Origin of the sequence: Streptomyces sp. NPDC019396 (assembly GCF_040632375.1) — a bacterium.
Classification (GTDB): Bacteria; Actinomycetota; Actinomycetes; order Streptomycetales; family Streptomycetaceae; genus Streptomyces.
In genome coordinates this window covers 145,668-162,850 of record NZ_JBEYBS010000018.1, presented here as the reverse complement: position 1 = coordinate 162,850, position 17,183 = coordinate 145,668, and the positions used below count along the sequence as shown (strand labels likewise).

At 70.6% G+C, this 17,183-nt stretch carries 16 protein-coding genes and 3 pseudogenes; 4 read left to right on the top strand and 15 right to left on the bottom strand.

What is annotated here, in order from left to right:
* The 3 genes and pseudogenes from ABZ532_RS21635 to ABZ532_RS21625 form a co-directional block, all read left to right on the top strand.
* Window positions 1–224, top strand: a pseudogene (locus ABZ532_RS21635) (ATP-dependent helicase); the annotation flags it as partial.
* A gap of 201 nt (window positions 225–425) precedes the next feature.
* Window positions 426–689 (top strand): annotated as a pseudogene (locus ABZ532_RS21630) (hypothetical protein); the annotation flags it as partial.
* 69 nt (window positions 690–758) lie between these two features.
* Window positions 759–1,124, top strand: a complete 366-nt coding sequence (locus tag ABZ532_RS21625; protein WP_361285942.1) for an SCO5918 family protein — start codon at window positions 759–761, stop codon at window positions 1,122–1,124.
* 118 nt (window positions 1,125–1,242) lie between these two features.
* Here ABZ532_RS21625 and ABZ532_RS21620 read toward each other — a convergent pair whose 3' ends face one another.
* From ABZ532_RS21620 to rpsD, 12 genes are all read right to left on the bottom strand, one after another.
* Complete coding sequence (locus ABZ532_RS21620; protein WP_361285939.1) at window positions 1,243–2,214, bottom strand: AAA family ATPase; 972 nt, start codon at window positions 2,212–2,214, stop codon at window positions 1,243–1,245.
* A 133-nt stretch (window positions 2,215–2,347) separates the two neighbouring features.
* Window positions 2,348–2,788: a type II 3-dehydroquinate dehydratase gene (locus ABZ532_RS21615; protein WP_361285936.1), complete on the bottom strand. Its 441-nt coding sequence runs from the start codon at window positions 2,786–2,788 to the stop codon at window positions 2,348–2,350.
* The gene (gene aroB / locus ABZ532_RS21610; RefSeq protein ID WP_361285934.1) at window positions 2,785–3,885 is read right to left on the bottom strand and encodes a 3-dehydroquinate synthase; all 1,101 of its coding nucleotides are present in this window, start codon (window positions 3,883–3,885) and stop codon (window positions 2,785–2,787) included. Before aroB ends, ABZ532_RS21615 begins: the two co-directional genes overlap by 4 nt.
* Window positions 3,882–4,364 carry a shikimate kinase gene (locus tag ABZ532_RS21605; protein WP_361285981.1) on the bottom strand — a complete coding sequence of 161 codons (483 nt, stop codon included), beginning with the start codon at window positions 4,362–4,364 and terminating at the stop codon, window positions 3,882–3,884. Before ABZ532_RS21605 ends, aroB begins: the two co-directional genes overlap by 4 nt.
* Window positions 4,365–4,411: 47 nt before the next feature.
* Window positions 4,412–5,596, bottom strand: coding sequence for a chorismate synthase (gene aroC / locus ABZ532_RS21600; protein ID WP_361285931.1), 1,185 nt, complete (start codon window positions 5,594–5,596; stop codon window positions 4,412–4,414).
* 357 nt (window positions 5,597–5,953) lie between these two features.
* Window positions 5,954–6,796 (bottom strand): shikimate dehydrogenase, encoded by an 843-nt coding sequence (locus ABZ532_RS21595; protein ID WP_361285928.1) that lies wholly within the window; start codon window positions 6,794–6,796, stop codon window positions 5,954–5,956.
* Complete coding sequence (gene mltG / locus ABZ532_RS21590; RefSeq protein ID WP_361285925.1) at window positions 6,774–8,573, bottom strand: endolytic transglycosylase MltG; 1,800 nt, start codon at window positions 8,571–8,573, stop codon at window positions 6,774–6,776. Before mltG ends, ABZ532_RS21595 begins: the two co-directional genes overlap by 23 nt.
* A 103-nt stretch (window positions 8,574–8,676) precedes the next feature.
* Window positions 8,677–9,141: a Holliday junction resolvase RuvX gene (gene ruvX, locus ABZ532_RS21585; RefSeq protein ID WP_361285922.1), complete on the bottom strand. Its 465-nt coding sequence runs from the start codon at window positions 9,139–9,141 to the stop codon at window positions 8,677–8,679.
* An 8-nt stretch (window positions 9,142–9,149) separates the two neighbouring features.
* Window positions 9,150–11,834 (bottom strand): alanine--tRNA ligase, encoded by a 2,685-nt coding sequence (gene alaS, locus ABZ532_RS21580; protein ID WP_361285919.1) that lies wholly within the window; start codon window positions 11,832–11,834, stop codon window positions 9,150–9,152.
* Window positions 11,834–12,190, bottom strand: a complete 357-nt coding sequence (locus tag ABZ532_RS21575) for a DUF6167 family protein (RefSeq protein WP_361285916.1) — start codon at window positions 12,188–12,190, stop codon at window positions 11,834–11,836. Before ABZ532_RS21575 ends, alaS begins: the two co-directional genes overlap by 1 nt.
* A gap of 7 nt (window positions 12,191–12,197) precedes the next feature.
* The gene (locus ABZ532_RS21570) at window positions 12,198–12,632 is read right to left on the bottom strand and encodes a DUF948 domain-containing protein (protein WP_361285913.1); all 435 of its coding nucleotides are present in this window, start codon (window positions 12,630–12,632) and stop codon (window positions 12,198–12,200) included.
* A 295-nt stretch (window positions 12,633–12,927) separates the two neighbouring features.
* On the bottom strand, window positions 12,928–13,539 hold the full coding sequence (rpsD, locus tag ABZ532_RS21565) for a 30S ribosomal protein S4 (protein WP_361285910.1): 612 nt from the start codon (window positions 13,537–13,539) through the stop codon (window positions 12,928–12,930).
* A 241-nt stretch (window positions 13,540–13,780) separates the two neighbouring features.
* Here rpsD and ABZ532_RS21560 point away from each other — a divergent pair, with 241 nt between their 5' ends.
* Window positions 13,781–14,485: a DUF2470 domain-containing protein gene (locus ABZ532_RS21560; RefSeq protein ID WP_361285907.1), complete on the top strand. Its 705-nt coding sequence runs from the start codon at window positions 13,781–13,783 to the stop codon at window positions 14,483–14,485.
* Between the two features lie 224 nt (window positions 14,486–14,709).
* Here ABZ532_RS21560 and ABZ532_RS21555 read toward each other — a convergent pair.
* The 3 genes and pseudogenes from ABZ532_RS21555 to ABZ532_RS21545 all read right to left on the bottom strand — a co-directional run.
* Window positions 14,710–15,057: pseudogene (locus ABZ532_RS21555) on the bottom strand (MerR family transcriptional regulator); the annotation flags it as partial.
* 24 nt (window positions 15,058–15,081) lie between these two features.
* Window positions 15,082–16,443: a replication-associated recombination protein A gene (locus tag ABZ532_RS21550; RefSeq protein ID WP_361285904.1), complete on the bottom strand. Its 1,362-nt coding sequence runs from the start codon at window positions 16,441–16,443 to the stop codon at window positions 15,082–15,084.
* Window positions 16,444–16,499: 56 nt separating this feature from the next.
* Window positions 16,500–17,150 carry a vitamin K epoxide reductase family protein gene (locus ABZ532_RS21545; RefSeq protein WP_361285901.1) on the bottom strand — a complete coding sequence of 217 codons (651 nt, stop codon included), beginning with the start codon at window positions 17,148–17,150 and terminating at the stop codon, window positions 16,500–16,502.
* Window positions 17,151–17,183 lie beyond the last annotated feature (33 nt).

Here is a 17,183-nt window from a genome sequence, read left to right as displayed (position 1 = left end):
TCGTGCCCCAGACCACCCAGGTCCGCTCCGGCGAGGAGGCACTCAGCCGGATCACCGGAGCCCAGGCCCCCTCCGGCATCCCGGTCACCATCACGACGCCGGTGTCCGAGCGGCGTACGCGCAGCGCATCCTCCTCCCGCGGCCGCCGCGGCCCCGCCTCGGCCGCCCGGCGCGTGACCGTTCGGCAGTCCTCCTCCGGTGCGGCGGCACCAGGCCGTGCTTGAGAACTCCCGCCTGGCTCGCGACTCCCCCAGACGTCGCCTGGGAGGTGCCCCCGGCACGCAGACTCGCTGCGTCGTCGAGATCCGTCCGAGTGCGCCCAGTGCGAGGACGTCCCCCGCCCTCCGGGCGGGCGGCGCTCGTTCTCAAGCACGCCTCGAATCTTCGTGATCGGAAAGCCGACCCATCTCCGCAGGAGGTACGTTTTGATGCTGGTTCAGATGCAGCCCCGCTCGGCGGATGCCGCCCTCATGCACACGACGGAAACCGACGCCACGGCAGCCGGACCGCAGGTCTGGGACGACATGACCATCGAGGTCGCCCTGTCCGTCATGCACAGTGCCCGTTCCGGGCACCTGCTCGTCTGCGACAACGACGGCCTGTGCACCGAGCTGGTCACCCGGGCCCAGCTCGCCGCAGTCCGCGACAGCTCCGCCTACACGGACCGGGTCCAGCTGCGCGACATCGTCGCCCTCGCCCGCTGACCAGCTCACCGCGACAGGACCAGCTCCCTTCCAACCTTCTGCCTGTGAGGCATCATGCGCTGTGTCATCGCCCGCTTCCCGTTCGACCTCACCAGGATCGGCGTCCTGGAATCAATGAAGGGCGTCAAGCCCGAGCAGGTCACCGGCGAGTCCGTGATCATCGGCCGCCACACCTACCCCGTCAAGCAGGTCGGGCAGGTCATCACACGCCAGGACCGCCGCGACTTCAGCTCCAGTGAAGTCCTCCGGGCCATGATCAAACTCGGCTTCACCTGTCCCGGTCCTTCCCCCGTCCCCGAGACCACGAGCGCCCTCAGCCCGTTCCAGCAGACTTCCGTCATGCACGGCACCACCCCGGGGCCGTCTGAACCGACCGCCAGACACGAGACGTCGCCCCGAGGAGTTTTTCCCCGGCCGTGAGCCCTCCGGTCACGGACTGAGGCGATCCGCGCCCTCCTCAACCAGGTCGGAGCGGGCGGGACCCTCCCCCGAGCGTGCCGTCGCCGACCGCGAGGAGGAGACCCCCGGTCGCCAGGGGCTACCAGGCCGGGGGGCTCGCCAGCGCGCGTGCCAGAACCTCGTCCAGGATGCGGGAGGTGGTCTCGACGTCGCAGTTCGAGTTGTCGATGATCGGCAGGCCCGAGCCGTACCAGCCGGCCATCCTGCCGTGGATGCTGGCGACTTCCTCGTCGGAGAGGCGCCGGTTGCCGCTGCGCTCCGCGTTTCGCTCGAGGACAACATCGAGGCCGGGCAGCAGGACCACGGGGAGCAGTCCGGGTCCTACGTGGCGTTTCCAGCCGCCGAGGCCGACGACCGGGCGGTCCGGGAAGACCGCGTCGTCGAGTATGCAGGAGATGCCGTTGGCCAGGTAGTTGCGCGCGGCGAATCCACAGGTGCGGCGGGCGAGGCGGTACTGGGCCTCGGACTGGTCGTTCCAGCCTGACTGGGGGTCGGCGAAACCGGAGCAGACCCATTCGCGGACGTCGTCGAGGCTGATGTGGGCGGTGGGAACCCGGCGGGCCGATGCCCAGTGGCGGGCCACAGTCGTCTTGCCGGCCCCGGCCGGGCCGATGAGCAGCACGGCGAGCGTGGCGGAGCCCGTCCCGCTGTCGGGTGGCACGGGCGTGGGCACGGGTACCGGTCCACCGGGGGGCAGCCGCACGTATCCCGTGCTGTCGGGCGGCGACTCGGGTACCGAGGTGTGGCTCGGCTGGGCAGGAGCGGTCCAGCCGGGTGCGACCGGGGCCTGGGGCTGGACGGGCGGCCCTTGGGCGGGCCCAGCCGGGTGCCTGGCAGGTGGAGCCTGCGGCGGGGGGCCCGGGTGCTGAGCGGGGGCACCCGGATGCCGGGCAGGCGGGCCCTGTGGCGGGCCCGGCTGCTGGGCGACCGGGTGCGGGGGGCGCGGCGGCGGGGCGGGGTGCTGAGCCTGCTGCCGGTGCCCCCATGCGGCCGGCCCCTGTCCGGGTCCCGGTCCGCCTGGCGGCAGTGGAGCCCCCACTGCGTCGTGCATCCGGTGCCACTCCGTCTCGTGCGAGTTCATGCTGGTCGGGCGGCAGTTGACCGGCCCGGATCGAACCGTACCCTCCCCTGCCCCCGCAAGGGGAACGCCCGGGACCGGTACTGAGTGCCCGTGCCGGCCCTGTTCAGCCGCCGAGTTCGTCCGCCAGCGCCCGCAGGGCCAGCAGGTACGAGCCGATCCCGAATCCGGCGACCGTGCCGGACGCGACCGCGGCGACCACCGAGGTGTGGCGGAATTCCTCGCGTGCGTACGGGTTGGAGATGTGCACCTCGATGAGCGGCGCGGTCCGCTGGGCCGCCGCGTCGCGCATTCCGTACGAGTAGTGCGTGAACGCACCGGGATTGAGGACGACCGGGAGGGAACCGTCGGCCGCCTCGTGCAGCCAGCGGATCATCTCGCCCTCGTCGTTCGTCTCTCGTACGTCGACGTCGAAGCCGAGTTCCTTGCCGAGGCCCTGGCACGCGTCCACGAGGCCCGCGTACGAGGTGGCGCCGTACACATCGGGTTCACGGGAGCCCAGCCGCCCGAGGTTGGGTCCGTTGAGGACGAGCACGCGGCGGCTCACGCGGAGACCTCTCCGAAGGCCGCGAGCAGGACGGCCGGGTCGGGGCCCTCCAGCACGGTCGGCTTGGCCAGTCCGTCCAGGACGATGAAGCGCAGCAGGTCGCCGCGGGACTTCTTGTCGACCTTCATGGTCTCCAGGAGTTTGGGCCACTGGTCGCCACGGTAGGTCAACGGGAGCCCGACGGACTCGAGCACGGTGCGGTGGCGCTCGGCGGTCGCGTCGTCCAGCCGCCCGGCCAGCCGGCCCAGCTCGGCGGCGAAGACCATGCCGACGGAGACCGCCGCGCCGTGCCGCCACTTGTAGCGCTCGTTCTTCTCGATGGCGTGCGCCAGCGTGTGGCCGTAGTTGAGGATCTCGCGCAGCCCGGATTCCTTGAGGTCGCTGGAGACGACCTCGGCCTTGACCCGGATGGAGCGCTCGATCAGCTCGGCGGTGTGCGGTCCTGCGGGGGTGCGTGCGGCCTGTGGGTCGTTCTCGATCAGCTCGAGGATCGCCGGATCGGCGATGAAACCGGCCTTGATGATCTCGGCCATGCCGCTGACGTAGTCGTGGACCGGGAGCGAGTCGAGCGCACCGAGGTCGCAGAGGACCCCGGCCGGTGGGTGGAAGGCGCCCACCAGGTTCTTGCCCTCGGCGGTGTTGATACCGGTCTTGCCGCCTACGGCCGCGTCGACCATGCCGAGTACCGTCGTCGGCACGGCGATCCAGCGCACTCCGCGCAGCCAGCTCGCGGCCACGAACCCGGCGAGGTCGGTGGTGGCGCCGCCGCCCACGCCGACGATGACATCGGTGCGGGTGAACCCGGTCTGCCCGAGTGCCTTCCAGCAGTAAGCAGCGACCTCCGCGGTCTTTGCCTCCTCGGCGTTGGGCACCTGGATGGCGACCGCCTCGTACCCCTGGCCGGCGAGGTCCTCGCGGATCGCCTCGCCGGTCCCGGCGAGCGCCTCGGGGTGGATGACGGCGACGCGCTTGGCCCGGGGGCCGATCAGCCCCGGGAGTTCACCGAGCAGCTGACGGCCGACGAGCACCTCATACGGGTCGGTGCCCGCCGTACCGCCGACCTGGATGCGAGTGACTGCCTGGTCCTGGTCCGTCATGCGTCCTTCAATTCGAGTGCGTCGAGGACCGCCTGGGCGACCTCTTCGGGGGCGCGCCCGTCGGTGGTGACGACGACGCGCGCGGCTTCGGTGTAGAGATGGCGCCGGGCGTCCATCAGCTCGCGCCACTGCCGGCGCGGGTTGACGGCGAGCAGCGGACGGGCGGTGTTCAGCCCGACGCGCCGCACGGCCTCCTCGACGTCCATGGAGAGATAGACGACGGGCAGGGGGGCCAGCAGCTCCCGGGTGCCCTCGTCGAGGACCGCTCCCCCACCGAGGGAGAGCACGCCCGTGTGCTCGGCGACCGCGGTACGGACCGCGGCGCGCTCCAGCTCGCGGAAGCGCGGCTCGCCGTCCTCGATGAAGATGTCCGAGATCTCCCGGCCTTCCGCGGTGACGATATCGGCGTCGGTGTCCCGGTAGCCGATGCCGAGCCGCTCGGCCAGCAGAGCGCCGACGGTGGACTTGCCGACGCCCATCGGCCCGATCAGCACGATCCGCGGGCCTGCGGCCGCGTGCGCGTTGCTCACCGGATGGCCAGGTGCTCGAGGTATGTCTGCACGTTGCGACGGGTCTCGATGACGCTGTCGCCACCGAACTTCTCGGCGACCGCGTCGGCGAGCACCAGCGCCACCATGGCCTCGGCGACGATCCCGGCCGCGGGCACGGCGCACACGTCGGAGCGCTGGTGGTGCGCGGCGGCGGTCTCCCCGGTGGCCACATCGATGGTCTTCAGGGCCCGGGGCACGGTCGCGATCGGCTTCATCGCGGCACGCACCCGCAGCAGCTCGCCGGTGGTGAGCCCGCCCTCGGTGCCACCGGACCGGCCGGAGGTGCGGCGGATGCCGTCCGCGGTGGCGATGATCTCGTCGTGCGCCTTGGAGCCGGGCACCCGCGCCAGCTCGAATCCGTCGCCGACCTCGACGCCCTTGATGGCCTGGATGCCCATGAGCGCGGCGGCGAGCCGGGCGTCCAGGCGCCGGTCCCAGTGGACGTGGGAGCCGAGGCCGACGGGCACTCCGTAGGAGAGGACCTCGACCACTCCGCCGAGGGTGTCGCCGTCCTTGTGGGCCTGGTCGATCTCGGCGACCATCGCCTTCGAGGCGTCGGCGTCGAGGCAGCGCACCGGGTCGGCGTCCAGCTTCTCGACGTCGGCGGGCGTCGGGTAGACGCCGTACGGGGCCTTCGCGGCGGCCAGCTCCACGACATGCGAGACGATCTCGATGCCCGCGGTCTCCTTGAGGTACGAGCGTGCCACGGCGCCGAGGGCGACACGGGCAGCGGTCTCACGGGCGCTGGCGCGCTCCAGGATCGGCCGGGCCTCGTCGAAGCCGTACTTCTGCATTCCGGCGAGGTCCGCGTGGCCGGGGCGGGGACGCGTCAGCGGAGCGTTCCTGGCCAGCTCGGCGAGCTCGTCCGGGTCCACCGGGTCGGCTGCCATGACCTTGTCCCACTTGGGCCACTCGGTGTTCCCGACCATGACAGCGACCGGGGAGCCGAGCGTGAGCCCGTGCCGTACGCCGCCGAGGAAGGTGATCTCGTCCCGCTCGAACTTCATCCGCGCACCGCGTCCATAGCCGAGGCGCCGCCTGGCCAGGTGATCGGCCACCATCTCGGTGGTGACCGGGACACCGGCGGGAAGGCCCTCCAGCGTCGCCACCAGTGCGGGGCCGTGCGACTCTCCCGCGGTCAGCCAGCGCAACCTGCTCAACGGTGCTCCTCTTGCTCGCGCCTGGAATGCGACGGCGCGACCTGGGGCGCGGCCCTGGTCCGCCTCCTTTGATCCTCCCATGCCCCGGGGCGCGCAGCTGATCGTGGTCCAGCTATCGGACGCGTGCGCCTCCGGCCACCCAGCCCGTCCGGGGTTTGCGTACGGGCACTCCGGCCCACCCACGGGGCAGGGCGGACCACGAAACCCCGCAATACCGCGGCGAAGCCAAAGGCCGACCGCCCTCGTACCGGGCGTATTCCGGCGACTGCGACTACGCAGCGTGGGGTACTACCCGGCGAAGCCAGGGGGAGCGCCGTAGCCGGCGTCGAGGGCCCGAGAAGATCGCCCGGAAAGGGTCTAACGCTCCGCGAGGGCGCGCTCCCCCGCCGTGCGCATCGCGGTGAGGGGGCCCGGAGTGTGGCCAGTCATCAGTTCGACCTGGAGGACGGCCTGGTGGACCAGGAGGTCGAGGCCGCCGACGACGGCTCCGCCCTGCTCCGTCCAGGCGGCTGCGAGCGGGGTCGGCCACGGGTCGTACACCACGTCGAAGAGGGTTCCGGGGCGCTCCGGGACGTAGGGCGCGAGGACGTCCGTGGCCCCGGCCGGGGTGGTGGCGATGACGAGCGGGGCGTCGAGGGCGTGGCCCGCCTCCGACCAGTCGGCGGTGTGCACCTCGACCCCGAGCCGCTCGCCCCAGCCGCGCATCTCCTCGGCGCGGGCGTGGGTGCGCACGTAGGCGGTGACCGGGCCCGTGCAGATCCGGGCGAGAGCGGCGAGGGCGGAGGACGCGGTGGCACCGGCGCCCAGCACGGCGGCGTGGTCGATCTTGTCCACACCGCGCTCCCGCAGCGCGGCGATCATGCCGGGGATGTCGGTGTTGTCGCCGGTGCGGCGGCCGCCCTCGGTGAACACGACGGTGTTGACGGTTTCCACGGACGCCGCGGTTGCGCTGATCTCGTCGAGCAGCGGGATGACCGCCCTCTTGAGCGGCATGGTCAGCGAGAGTCCGGCCCAGCCGCGACCGAGCTGCCCGAGGAAACCGGGTAGCTCCCCCTCGTTCACCTCGAAGCGGTCGTAGGTCCAGTCGCCGAGGCCGAGCGCCGCGTATGCGGCGCGGTGCAGCACGGGAGACAGCGAATGGGTGATCGGCGATCCGAGTACGGCGGCCCTGCGGGCGTCACTGACTGCCGCGCTGCTCATTGAACTTGTCCTTCAGCCTCTGGAACTCGGCGTGCGTCTTGGCGAACTCGGTCTTGTGCTCTCCGTCGGTGGCGACGAAGTACATCCAGCCGTCGGTCGTCGGGGTGGTGGCCCCCATCAGTGCCTTCTGACCGGGGTTGCCGATGGGGCCCGGGGTGAGGCCCTTCTGCGTGTACGTGTTGTACGGGTCCTGATTGCTGTTGATCTCGGACTCGCTGATGTCGATCTTGCTCTCGCCCTTGAGATAGTTGAAGGCGGAGTCGAACTGGAGAAGCTGATTCGTTTCCGTGTTGCTGGCCTTGAGCCGGTTGTAGACGACCTCGGCCATCTTCCGGTAGTCGTCGTCCGTCTTGCCCTCTGCCTGGACCAGGCTGGCCACGGTGAGGAGCTCCCAGGGGCCGTCGAGACCGAACTTCTTCGCCTTGGCCTCGAGGCCGACCCTGGCGTACTCCTGGTTGGCGCGGGCCACCATCTTCTTGAGGACGTCCTGGGGCTTTGCTCCCTTGGCGACCGGGTACGTGGCGGGGAAGAGGAAGCCCTCGAGCGGGTCCTTGAGGTCTTCGTGGCCCTTGGCCCACTCGGGGAGTCCGAGATTCCCGGCCTGTTCCTTGGCGACGGACTCGGTCGTACCGGCCTTGAGTCCGAGGCGGGTGTCGATCTGTTCGTAGACCCAGGAGTTGCGCCGGCCCTCGCTGATGGTGAAGCCGTTACGGCTGGCGGGCTTGAGCATCATGTCGACGGCGCTCGCCGCCGACATGCCCTTCTTCAGCGTGTAGACGCCGTCCTGGATCTTGGCCCCCTCGGGGTTCGCGCTCTGCGCGGCGACGAAGGCGTCGACGCTCTTCACCACGCCGGCGTCCTTGAGCGCATTGCCGATGTCGGCGCCGGTCGCGCCCGGCGGGATCTCCACCTGGACGGAGCCGCTGCCGCCGCCCGCGAAGTCTGGCGCGGCGCCGAACTTGTCCTGCCAGAGCTGGTAGCCGACGTAGCCCACACCGCCGGCGCCGCCGGCCAGTACGACCGCCACGAACAGGCAGGCGATGCCGTTGCGGCCCTTCTTCTGCTTCTTGGAGCCCCGGCCCCGGTCCTCTCCCGGGCCGCGGCGTGATTCGCCCGGCTCGGTGCCGTCGCCGTCGTCGGCGGGATCCTCACCGGTGAAGAAGGGGTGGGTTTCCTCTTCCTGCTCCTGCTGCCACTCCTGATCGGGGCCGGTTTTCGGTCCCGGCTCGGCGGCCGGAGCGGTGCGGTGGCCGGGAGGCTGCGGCGGCGGGTAGGCGTCGGGGGTGCCGTAGAGGTCGGGCCGCTCGTCGCCATAGGGCGTGGCGGCGCTGGGCTCGTACGGCATCGCCGCCTGCTGCGCGGTGTCCCAGCCCCCCGCGCCGTACTGGTACTGCTGCTCGGTGTAGCCCTGGTCGCCGTAGCCCTGCGCCGGGTACGGCTGACCGACGTACTGGTGGGAGCCAGTGCCGTAGACCTGCTGGTCGGCGTACTGCTGCTGGTCGCCGTACTGCTGGTACTGCTGCTCTCCGCCGTACTGCTGCTGCCCGCCGTACTGCTGCTGGTACTGCTGCTGGTCCGGGTAGCCCCCGTACTGCTGCTCCTGCTGCGGGTAGGGCTGCTGGTACTGGTCGCCGTAGCCCTGGTCAAGCCCGGGAGGTGCCTGATGACCTGTCCATCCCCGGTCCCCGCCGTGACCCTGCTGCCCGTGGGCAGGGGGAGCGGCAGGGTCCTCGGGATCCCACGGTTCGGAGCCGGGGCTCCGGCCATATTCAGTCATCGATCCCCAAACAGCCGTGAGACGCCCGGACGGCCCGCCTCTACGTAGTGCGCCAGCTGTTCGAACAGCGGGCCGCATCGCGCGGAACGTTACCGTATCGCGATCAGATGACCACTTCGACGCTCTCCCCGGGCGGATTACCCGATACCCGTTCGGACTCAAGAGCGTTCTGAAGGATGATCACAGCGGCTGCCTGATCGATGACCGAGCGGCCCTTCCGGGATTTCACACCGGACGCCCGAAGCCCCTGAGTGGCCGAGACCGTGGTCATCCGCTCGTCCACCAGCCGCACCGGCACCGGTGCGATCCCTCGGGCCAACTCCTGGGCGAAGGCCCTGACCTTGGCGGCCGCCGGGCCTTCCCCGCCGCTGAGCGAGCGGGGCAGGCCCACGACGACCTCGACCGGTTCGTACTCATCGGTGATCTGGCGCAGCCGCCGGTGGGCGGCCGGGACGTCACGTCCGGGCACGGTCTCCACCGGCGTGGCGAGGACCCCGTCGGGGTCGCACGAGGCGACCCCGATCCGGGCATCCCCGACGTCGACAGCGAGCCGGCGTCCTCTGCGCATGACGGATATCACGCCGATTCGGCGACGAGGCGCTCGACGGCGTCGATGGCATCGCCGATCGCCTCCGGGTTCTGACCGCCGCCCTGGGCCACGTCCGGCTTGCCGCCGCCGCCTCCGCCGAGGGTCTTGGCGGCGGCGCGGACCAGGTCACCGGCCTTGAGACCGCGCTCGCGGGCGGACTCGTTGGTGGCGATCACCGTCAGCGGGCGGCCGTTGGCCGTGGTGAACACGGCCACGACCGCGGGGCGGTCGCCGGCCCCCGACAACTGCTGCAGTCGGCCGCGCACATCCAGGACCAGCTTGCGCAGGTCGTCGGCGGAGGTGCCGTCCGGGACCTGCCCGGTCACCAGAGCGATGCCTCGGATGTCCTTGGCTCCCTGGGCGAGCCCGGCGGCGGCCTGCAGCACCTTCTCGGCGCGGAACTTCTCGATCTCCTTCTCGGCGTCCCTCAGCTTGCCGAGCATGGCGGCGATCTTCTCCGGAAGCTCCTCGGAACGGCCTTTGACCAGCTCCTGGAGCTGGGCGACGACCGTGTGCTCCTTGGCCAGGAAGTTGTAGGCGTCGACGCCGACGAGGGCCTCGATGCGGCGCACGCCGCTGCCGATCGACGACTCGCCGAGCAGCTTCACCAGGCCCAGTTGGGAGGTGTTGTGGACGTGCGTACCGCCGCAGAGCTCCTTGGAGAAGTCGCCGATGGTGACGACCCGCACCCGCTCGCCGTACTTCTCGCCGAACTCGGCGATGGCACCCTGCTTCTTGGCCTCGTCGATGCTCATGACCTCGGCCTGGACGTCGAGCTCGCGGGCGAGGACCTCGTTGATCTTCTGCTCGACGTCGGTGAGGACCGTGCCGGGCACGGCGGCCGGGGAGCCGAAGTCGAAGCGGAAGCGGCCCGGCGAGTTCTCGGAGCCGGCCTGGGCGGCCGTGGGTCCGAGGGCGTCGCGCAGCGCCTGGTGGGTGAGGTGGGTGGCGCTGTGGGCGCGGGCGATGGCACGGCGGCGCTTGACGTCGATGGCGGCGTAGGCGGAGGCGCCCACGGTCACCTCGCCGACCTGCACCGAGCCCTTGTGCACCGAGACGCCCGGGACCGGCTGCTGCACATCGCGAACCTCGATGACGGCACCGCTGTCGAGCCTGATCCGGCCCTGGTCGGCGAGCTGGCCGCCGCCCTCGGCGTAGAACGGGGTGCGGTCGAGCACGACCTCGACCTCGTCGCCCTCGGAGGCGGCGGGCGAGGGCACGCCGTCGACGAGCAGACCGACGATGGTCGACTCGCCCTCGGTGCCGGCGTAGCCGGTGAACTCGGTCGCCCCTGAGGTGTCGGCGACCTCGCGGTAGGCGGAGAGGTCGGCGTGGCCGGTCTTCTTGGCCTTGGCGTCGGCCTTGGCCTTGGCCCGCTGCTCCTTCATCAGGCGGCGGAAGCCGTCCTCGTCCACGGTCAGGCCCTGCTCGGCGGCCATTTCGAGGGTGAGGTCGATCGGGAAGCCCCAGGTGTCGTGGAGCAGGAAGGCCTTGTCGCCGGGGAGCACGGTGCCGCCGGCGGACTTGGTCTCGGAGACGGCGGTGTCGAGGATGTTCGTGCCGCTCTTGAGGGCCTTGAGGAAGGCGGCCTCTTCGGCCAGCGCGACGGCCTCGATGCGCTTGCGGTCGGTCTCCAGCTCCGGGTACTGCTGGCCCATGGCCTTGATGACCACGTCGATGAGCGTGGCGACCACCGGCTCGGTGGCGCCGAGCAGCCGCATGTTGCGGATGGCGCGGCGCATGATGCGGCGCAGGACGTAGCCACGGCCCTCGTTGCCGGGGGTGACGCCGTCGCCGATGAGCATCACGGACGTACGGAGGTGGTCGGCGACCACGCGCAGCGAGACATCGCTGGCGTCGGCGGCGCCGTAGCGGACACCGGTGAGCTCGGTGGCCTTGTCGATCACGACGCGCAGCGTGTCGGTCTCGTACATGTTCCGCACGCCCTGGAGGATCATGGCGAGGCGTTCGAGACCGAGACCGGTGTCGATGTTCTTGCTCGGGAGGTCGCCGAGGATCTCGAAGTCCTCCTTGCCGGAGCCCTCGCCGCGCTCGTACTGCATGAAGACCAGGTTCCAGATCTCCACATAGCGCTCGTCGTTGACGGCCGGGCCGCCCTCGACGCCGAACTCCGGACCCCGGTCGTAGTTGATCTCCGAACAGGGTCCGCAGGGGCCCGGGACGCCCATGGACCAGAAGTTGTCCTTCTTGCCCAGGCGCTGGATGCGCTCGGCGGGCACGCCGACCACCTCGCGCCAGATGCGCTCGGCCTCGTCGTCGTCGAGGTAGACGGTGATCCAGAGCTTCTCCGGCTCCAGCCCGTAGCCGCCGTCAGCCACCGGGGAGGTGAGCAGCTCCCAGGCGTACTTGATGGCGCCTTCCTTGAAGTAGTCGCCGAAGGAGAAGTTGCCGCACATCTGGAAGAACGTGCCGTGGCGGGTGGTCTTGCCGACCTCTTCGATGTCGGGCGTGCGCACGCACTTCTGCACGCTGGTGGCGCGCGGGGCGGGCGGCTTGGTCTCGCCGAGGAAGTAGGGCTTGAAGGGCACCATGCCCGCGTTGACCAGCAGCAGAGTCGGGTCGTCCGCGATGAGCGACGCCGAAGGCACGACGGTGTGCCCGCGCTCCTCGAAGAAGCTCAGCCAGCGGCGGCGGATTTCAGCCGACTCCATCAGTGGTCCTCATTCCGGTCGTACGGGTACCTGCTGTCCAGGATCCCGTAGTGCTTGGTGTCCTGCTCGTGGTTTTCGGTGCGGCTCCCGAGTGCGGCGGAACGCCGCTGCGCGGGGAGGCCTTGGTCGGGCGGCTCGATACCGAGAGCTTCACCGAGCTCGGCCTCGCGCTGGGCCATCGAGGCCCTGACGTCGAGTGCGAAGTCCTTGAGGCGGTGCCCGGTCTCGACCGCCTTGTTGGCCGCCTGGGCGGCGAGGCTCTCCGGGGTTAGCTGCCTGAGCTTGCGGTTGACCTTGGTGGTGGCCCACACACCGGCCGCGGCGCCCGCAGTGAACCAGAACGTACGGCGGAACATCGCTTGCTCAGCCCTTCTGCCTGCCCCGCCGGGCGGCGGGGACGGTGCGCCCGACGACGGTGCGCCTGGTCCGCTGGTCTGCCGGGGCATCCGCCGCCTTGTCGCGGCTCAGCGCCCGGCGCACCCCGTAGCCGAATGCGGCGACCTTGACGAGGGGGCCGCCGAAGGTCGAGGCGACGGTGGTGGACAGCGCCGACGCGTTGGAGGTGACCTCCTGGACGTCGGAGGCAATGGCGTCGACCCGGTCGAGCTGGGTCTGCGCGGAGCGCACGGTCGCCGACGCGTCCGCCAGCAGTGGCACGGCCTGCTCCGTCACATCCGCCACCAGCTTGGTGGTCGCCTTGAGCGTCTGGGCCAGCCTCACCAGAACCACGGCGAGGAAGGAGACCAGGATCGCCCAGAAGACGGCCACAAGGATCCCGGCAACCTCTCCACCGGTCACGCTGCACCGCTCCCTGATCGTTGTTGGGGCTTTCCTCGTTTGAGGCTTCGTCATCGGGCTCGTCGTGGCCCGGCGAAGTCGTCATCCGACCCTATCGCGCCAGAGGTCACGTCCCGTACCGGATCAGGGGGCAGGAGCGCCCGCTGTACGGCCCCGCTGGCCGTCCGGCACGGCCTGGGCAGCCGGGGAGGCGGCCCCGAGTCCGGGTGGGCAACGCGAGAGCCCGCCCTCTCCGGCCGGGCAGGCGCGGAGGGACGGGCTCAGGCGTGAGACCGATGGTGCTACGGCCGCTGGATCAGCGGGCGTAGTACTCGACGACGAGCTGCTCGTCGCAGATCACCGGGATCTCCTTGCGGTTCGGGTCCCGGTCCAGGCGGAAGGCCAGCGCCTTCAGGTTGACCTGAAGGTAGCGGGGGGTCTCGCCGTCGGGGGCGTAACCACCCTCACGGGCGACCTGGAACGGGTGCTTGGCGCGGGAGCGCTCGCGGACCGTCACGACGTCGTCGGGGCGCACGCGGAAGGACGGCTTGTCGACCTTGCCACCGTTCACCTCGATGTGGCCGTGGACGACCATCTGACGGGCCTGGTAGATCGTGCGAGCGATACCGGAGCGCAGCACCAGGGCGTCGAGACGGCGCTCGAGCTCGATGATGAGAGCCTCACCGGTCTTGCCCTGGACCTTGCTGGCGCGGTCGTAGGCACGGACCAGCTGACGCTCGGAGACGTCGTACTGAGCGCGGAGACGCTGCTTCTCGAGCAGACGGACCTTGTAGTCCGAGTTCTGCTTGCGGCCACGGCCGTGCTCACCCGGGGGGTAGGGGCGAGCCTCGAAGTACTTGACGGCCTTCGGCGTCAGGGCGATGCCGAGTGCACGCGACTTCTTGACCTTGGGTCGCGACTGGTTCACGGGGAACCTACCTCCATGTAAGTTAGGTGAGCCTTACCTTAGCGAGGAGGACGTAATGTCTCGACCGCATGGGATCCCCCTGCCCAGAGCGCATCGCAGTTCAGACCACTCGAGCGAATCGGTGACTGCTTACGACGACGATGAACAAGGTCAGCCGCGTCCCAGGGAAGACGCTCGGCAGCCCACCAAAGCCGAGCGCGTACGAACCCTCGTTGAGTACAACGCCTCAGTATTCCTCACCTTGCCGGGTGCTCGCGACCAGGGTCCCGGGTTCTGGGACCCCGCGGCCCGCACCGTGACACCCGAGGGGGACGTCGTACTGCTTGTGCCATGGGATTCTCCCACGGCGCGGGCCGCCGCCTACGCCCAGGACGACGACCTGACCTGCGTGATGGAGATCACGGACATCGCCCCGGTGGCGGTGCGCCAGCGGGTGCGGGGCCGCGCGTGGCTGGCAGGGTGGCTGACCGCCGCACGGGGCGAGGACCGGACCCGCTGCATCGAGCTGCTCGCCGAGCAGCACCCCGTGAGCGCCCTGCTGGAGAGCGACGGCGAGCAGCCCGCCTGGATGCCGGTGCGGCTGGAGGTCGGCGAGATCTCACTGGACGATCTCTGGGGCGCCGGCTGTGTGGAACCCGAGCTGCTGGCCGGAGCCCGGCCGGATCCGGTCGCGCGGCACGAGGCGGAGCTGCTCCAGCATCTGCACTCCGCACACGGCGACCAGGTGGGCGCGCTCGTCACCCTGCTCGGCGACCGTCCGGAGACGGACCCGGCGCAGGTGCGGGAGGTGGTGCCGCTGGCGCTGGACCGCTTCGGGCTGCGGGTGCGGTTCACCGGGGCACAGCACGGGATCTTCGACGCCCGCTTCGACTTTCCCGAGCCGGTCGAGGACGTCGCCGGCCTCCGGCGCGCCATGCACACCCTGTTCACCGCGGCCCTCGGCTGAGGGCTGTCCAATCAGCGCTCCGCAGGAAAGCCGGCGCGTCACACACACGGCTCGGCCACGAGGAACCCCCGGACCTCGCCGGACTCGCCCACCGTCTGTGCCAGACCCCGGAGACGGGCCTGGGGCGACGTACCCGGGATACGCAGCTGGGGTAGCGCCGACCGCTCCGACGTCTACTGATTCCGGCAGGTCGGCCCCTTCGCGGCGTTCTCGCGCACGACAGTTCAGGCTACGAGCAGGCGGAGGCCGAGCTCTGCCGCGTCGAGGGCGACGAGATCGCGGTTGCGCTCGGCCCACCGGCCTGAGGAAGGGTCGTCGCGGAGTCTGTCCACGGCCCGCTGCTCGGCCTCCGTCCCGACTCTGGTCCAGACCGACCGCACGGCGCGCATGTTCGTCCAGGTACGCCTCGGGCCGGCGCCAGTGTGCCTCGAAGAAGCCGTCAGCGCGGTCCCACGGGATGAGCACCGGCTCCGCGCGGCCCACGATCGTGCGGGTCAGGTCGGCCAGAGAAGGCCTGGGGACGAGAGCGTCGGCAAACTCAGGCAGGTGTCGCGCGTGAGCCGGAACCGCTGAAGCACCCGGAGAGCCGAACAGGCTCAGTCGCCCTTCTGTTCGCCCCTCAGCCGCTCGCGGACCTTCTCCACCACGTCGGCGTAACGCGCCTCCGCGCCATAGCGCGTCGGCTCGTAATAGCGCTTGCCGTGGATCGCGTCCGGGGCGTACTGCTGGGCGGCGATGGCACCCGGTACGTCATGGGGATAGACATACCCCTGGGCGTGGCCCAGCTTGGCCGCCCCCTTGTAGTGACCGTCCCGCAGATGAGCCGGGACGGACCCGGCGAGCCCACCGCGCACATCCGCGAGGGCGGCGCCTATCGCGGTCGTCGCCGCGTTGGACTTCGGTGCGAGGGCCAAAGCGATCGTGGCATGGCTCAGAGTGAGCGCCGCCTCGGGGAAGCCGATCATGGCCACGGCCTGGGCGGCGGCGACCGCGGTCGGCAGGGCCGTCGGATCGGCGAGGCCGATGTCCTCGCTCGCCGAGATCATCAGACGGCGTGCGATGAACCGCGGGTCCTCCCCCGCCTCGATCATCCGCGCCAGATAGTGCAGCGCGGCGTCGACGTCGGAGCCGCGGATGGACTTGATCAGCGCGCTCGCCACGTCGTAGTGCTGGTCCCCGTCGCGGTCGTACTTCACCGCCGCGCGGTCGACCGTCTCCTCCAGCGTGCTCAGGAAGATCTCCTGCTCGCCCTTCGCGAGCGCCGCGCCCGCCGCGGCCTCCAGCGCGGTCAGCGCCCGTCTGGCGTCACCACCGGCGATCCGCAGCAGATGCGCCTGCGCGTCCTCCTGGAGGCCCAGCGCTCCGCCGAGTCCCCGCTCGTCCTCCAGGGCGCGGCGCAGCAGGTCGCGCAGATCGTCGTCGGTGAGCGGCTCCAGCGTGAGGAGCAGCGAACGGGAGAGCAGCGGGGAGATCACGGAGAAGTACGGATTCTCGGTGGTCGCGGCGATGAGCGTGACCCAGCGGTTCTCGACGGCCGGCAGCAGGGAGTCCTGCTGGGCCTTGCTGAAGCGGTGGATCTCGTCCAGGAAGAGCACGGTCTCCTTGCCGAAGCCACCCGCGGCCCTGCGGGCACCCTCGATGACCGCCCGGACCTCCTTGACCCCCGCGGTGATCGCCGAGAGCTCGACGAAGCGCTTGTTGGTCGCCTTGGAGACGACATACGCCAGGGTCGTCTTGCCCGTGCCCGGCGGGCCCCAGAGGATCACGGACGAGACACCCGCGGGTCCTGTGCCGCCTTCGCCGACCAGCCGCCGCAGCGGCGACCCGGGCTTCAGCAGATGCTGCTGGCCCACCACCTCGTCCAGGGTGCGCGGACGCATCCGTACGGCCAGGGGGCTGGCGGACGGGTCCTTCTCCTGGCGCTCCTCGGCGGCCGCGGTAAAGAGATCGGGCTCCACGCAGTGAAGCCTAGGTCAGACCGCTGACAGCGCCGTACCGGAGCCCCGGGCCGGGCTCAGCTGGTCCAGAAGTCCCACCAGCGGGTCAGCACCAGCATCCCGATGACGCCGGTGTGGAGCACCGGCAGGACCCAGGTGAACTCGCCGAGGAAGCTCCTGGCCCAGGCCGGTGCCGGGAGCAGACCGGCCCGGACGTTGTGGGAGGTCACGTACCAGAACATGAAGATCGTGGCGACCCAGGCCAGACAGCACCACAGGCACAGCGCGTTGATGTTGTACAGCGACTGGTACTGGAGCCAGGTGCAGAAGCCGACGCCGAAGAGCGTGCCCGCGTTGAACGTCAGCCAGTACCAGCGCGGGAAGCGCGCTCCCGCCAGCAGGCTCACCCCGACGCAGATCACGATGCCGTAGGCGACGAGACCGAGCATCGGGTTGGGGAAGCCGAACGCGGATGCCTGTTCGCTCTCCATCACGCTGCCGCAGGAGACGATCGGGTTGAGGCTGCATCCGGGCGTGAAGGTGGTGCCCGCGATCTTGGCTTCGAGGATCTTGAACTTGTCGATCGTGATGACCCAGGCGGCCAGCAGCCCGGCGGCGCCGGTGACCACCAGGAGCCAGGCGAACGCACGACTGCCCCCGACCGCGCCGCGCACCCCGCCCTCCTTCTCCTGGCCGGAGGACACCCCGTCAACCGCTGAAGTCGTCATATCGCCGTTCCATCACTCGGGTCACTGGCTGGC

What these genes read in the sequence shown, in the direction of transcription:
- ABZ532_RS21620 (WP_361285939.1), bottom strand. Translation starts at nt 2,214, where the DNA reads ATGCACGACGCAGTGGGGGCTCCACTGCCGCCAGGCGGACCGGGACCC.
- ABZ532_RS21595 (WP_361285928.1), bottom strand. Translation starts at nt 6,796, where the DNA reads ATGAGCAGCGCGGCAGTCAGTGACGCCCGCAGGGCCGCCGTACTCGGA.
- mltG (WP_361285925.1), bottom strand. Translation starts at nt 8,573, where the DNA reads ATGACTGAATATGGCCGGAGCCCCGGCTCCGAACCGTGGGATCCCGAG.
- ruvX (WP_361285922.1), bottom strand. Translation starts at nt 9,141, where the DNA reads ATGCGCAGAGGACGCCGGCTCGCTGTCGACGTCGGGGATGCCCGGATC.
- ABZ532_RS21605 (WP_361285981.1), bottom strand. Translation starts at nt 4,364, where the DNA reads ATGGGCGTCGGCAAGTCCACCGTCGGCGCTCTGCTGGCCGAGCGGCTC.
- aroB (WP_361285934.1), bottom strand. Translation starts at nt 3,885, where the DNA reads ATGACGGACCAGGACCAGGCAGTCACTCGCATCCAGGTCGGCGGTACG.
- ABZ532_RS21545 (WP_361285901.1), bottom strand. Translation starts at nt 17,150, where the DNA reads ATGACGACTTCAGCGGTTGACGGGGTGTCCTCCGGCCAGGAGAAGGAG.
- alaS (WP_361285919.1), bottom strand. Translation starts at nt 11,834, where the DNA reads ATGGAGTCGGCTGAAATCCGCCGCCGCTGGCTGAGCTTCTTCGAGGAG.
- ABZ532_RS21625 (WP_361285942.1), top strand. Translation starts at nt 759, where the DNA reads ATGCGCTGTGTCATCGCCCGCTTCCCGTTCGACCTCACCAGGATCGGC.
- ABZ532_RS21575 (WP_361285916.1), bottom strand. Translation starts at nt 12,190, where the DNA reads ATGTTCCGCCGTACGTTCTGGTTCACTGCGGGCGCCGCGGCCGGTGTG.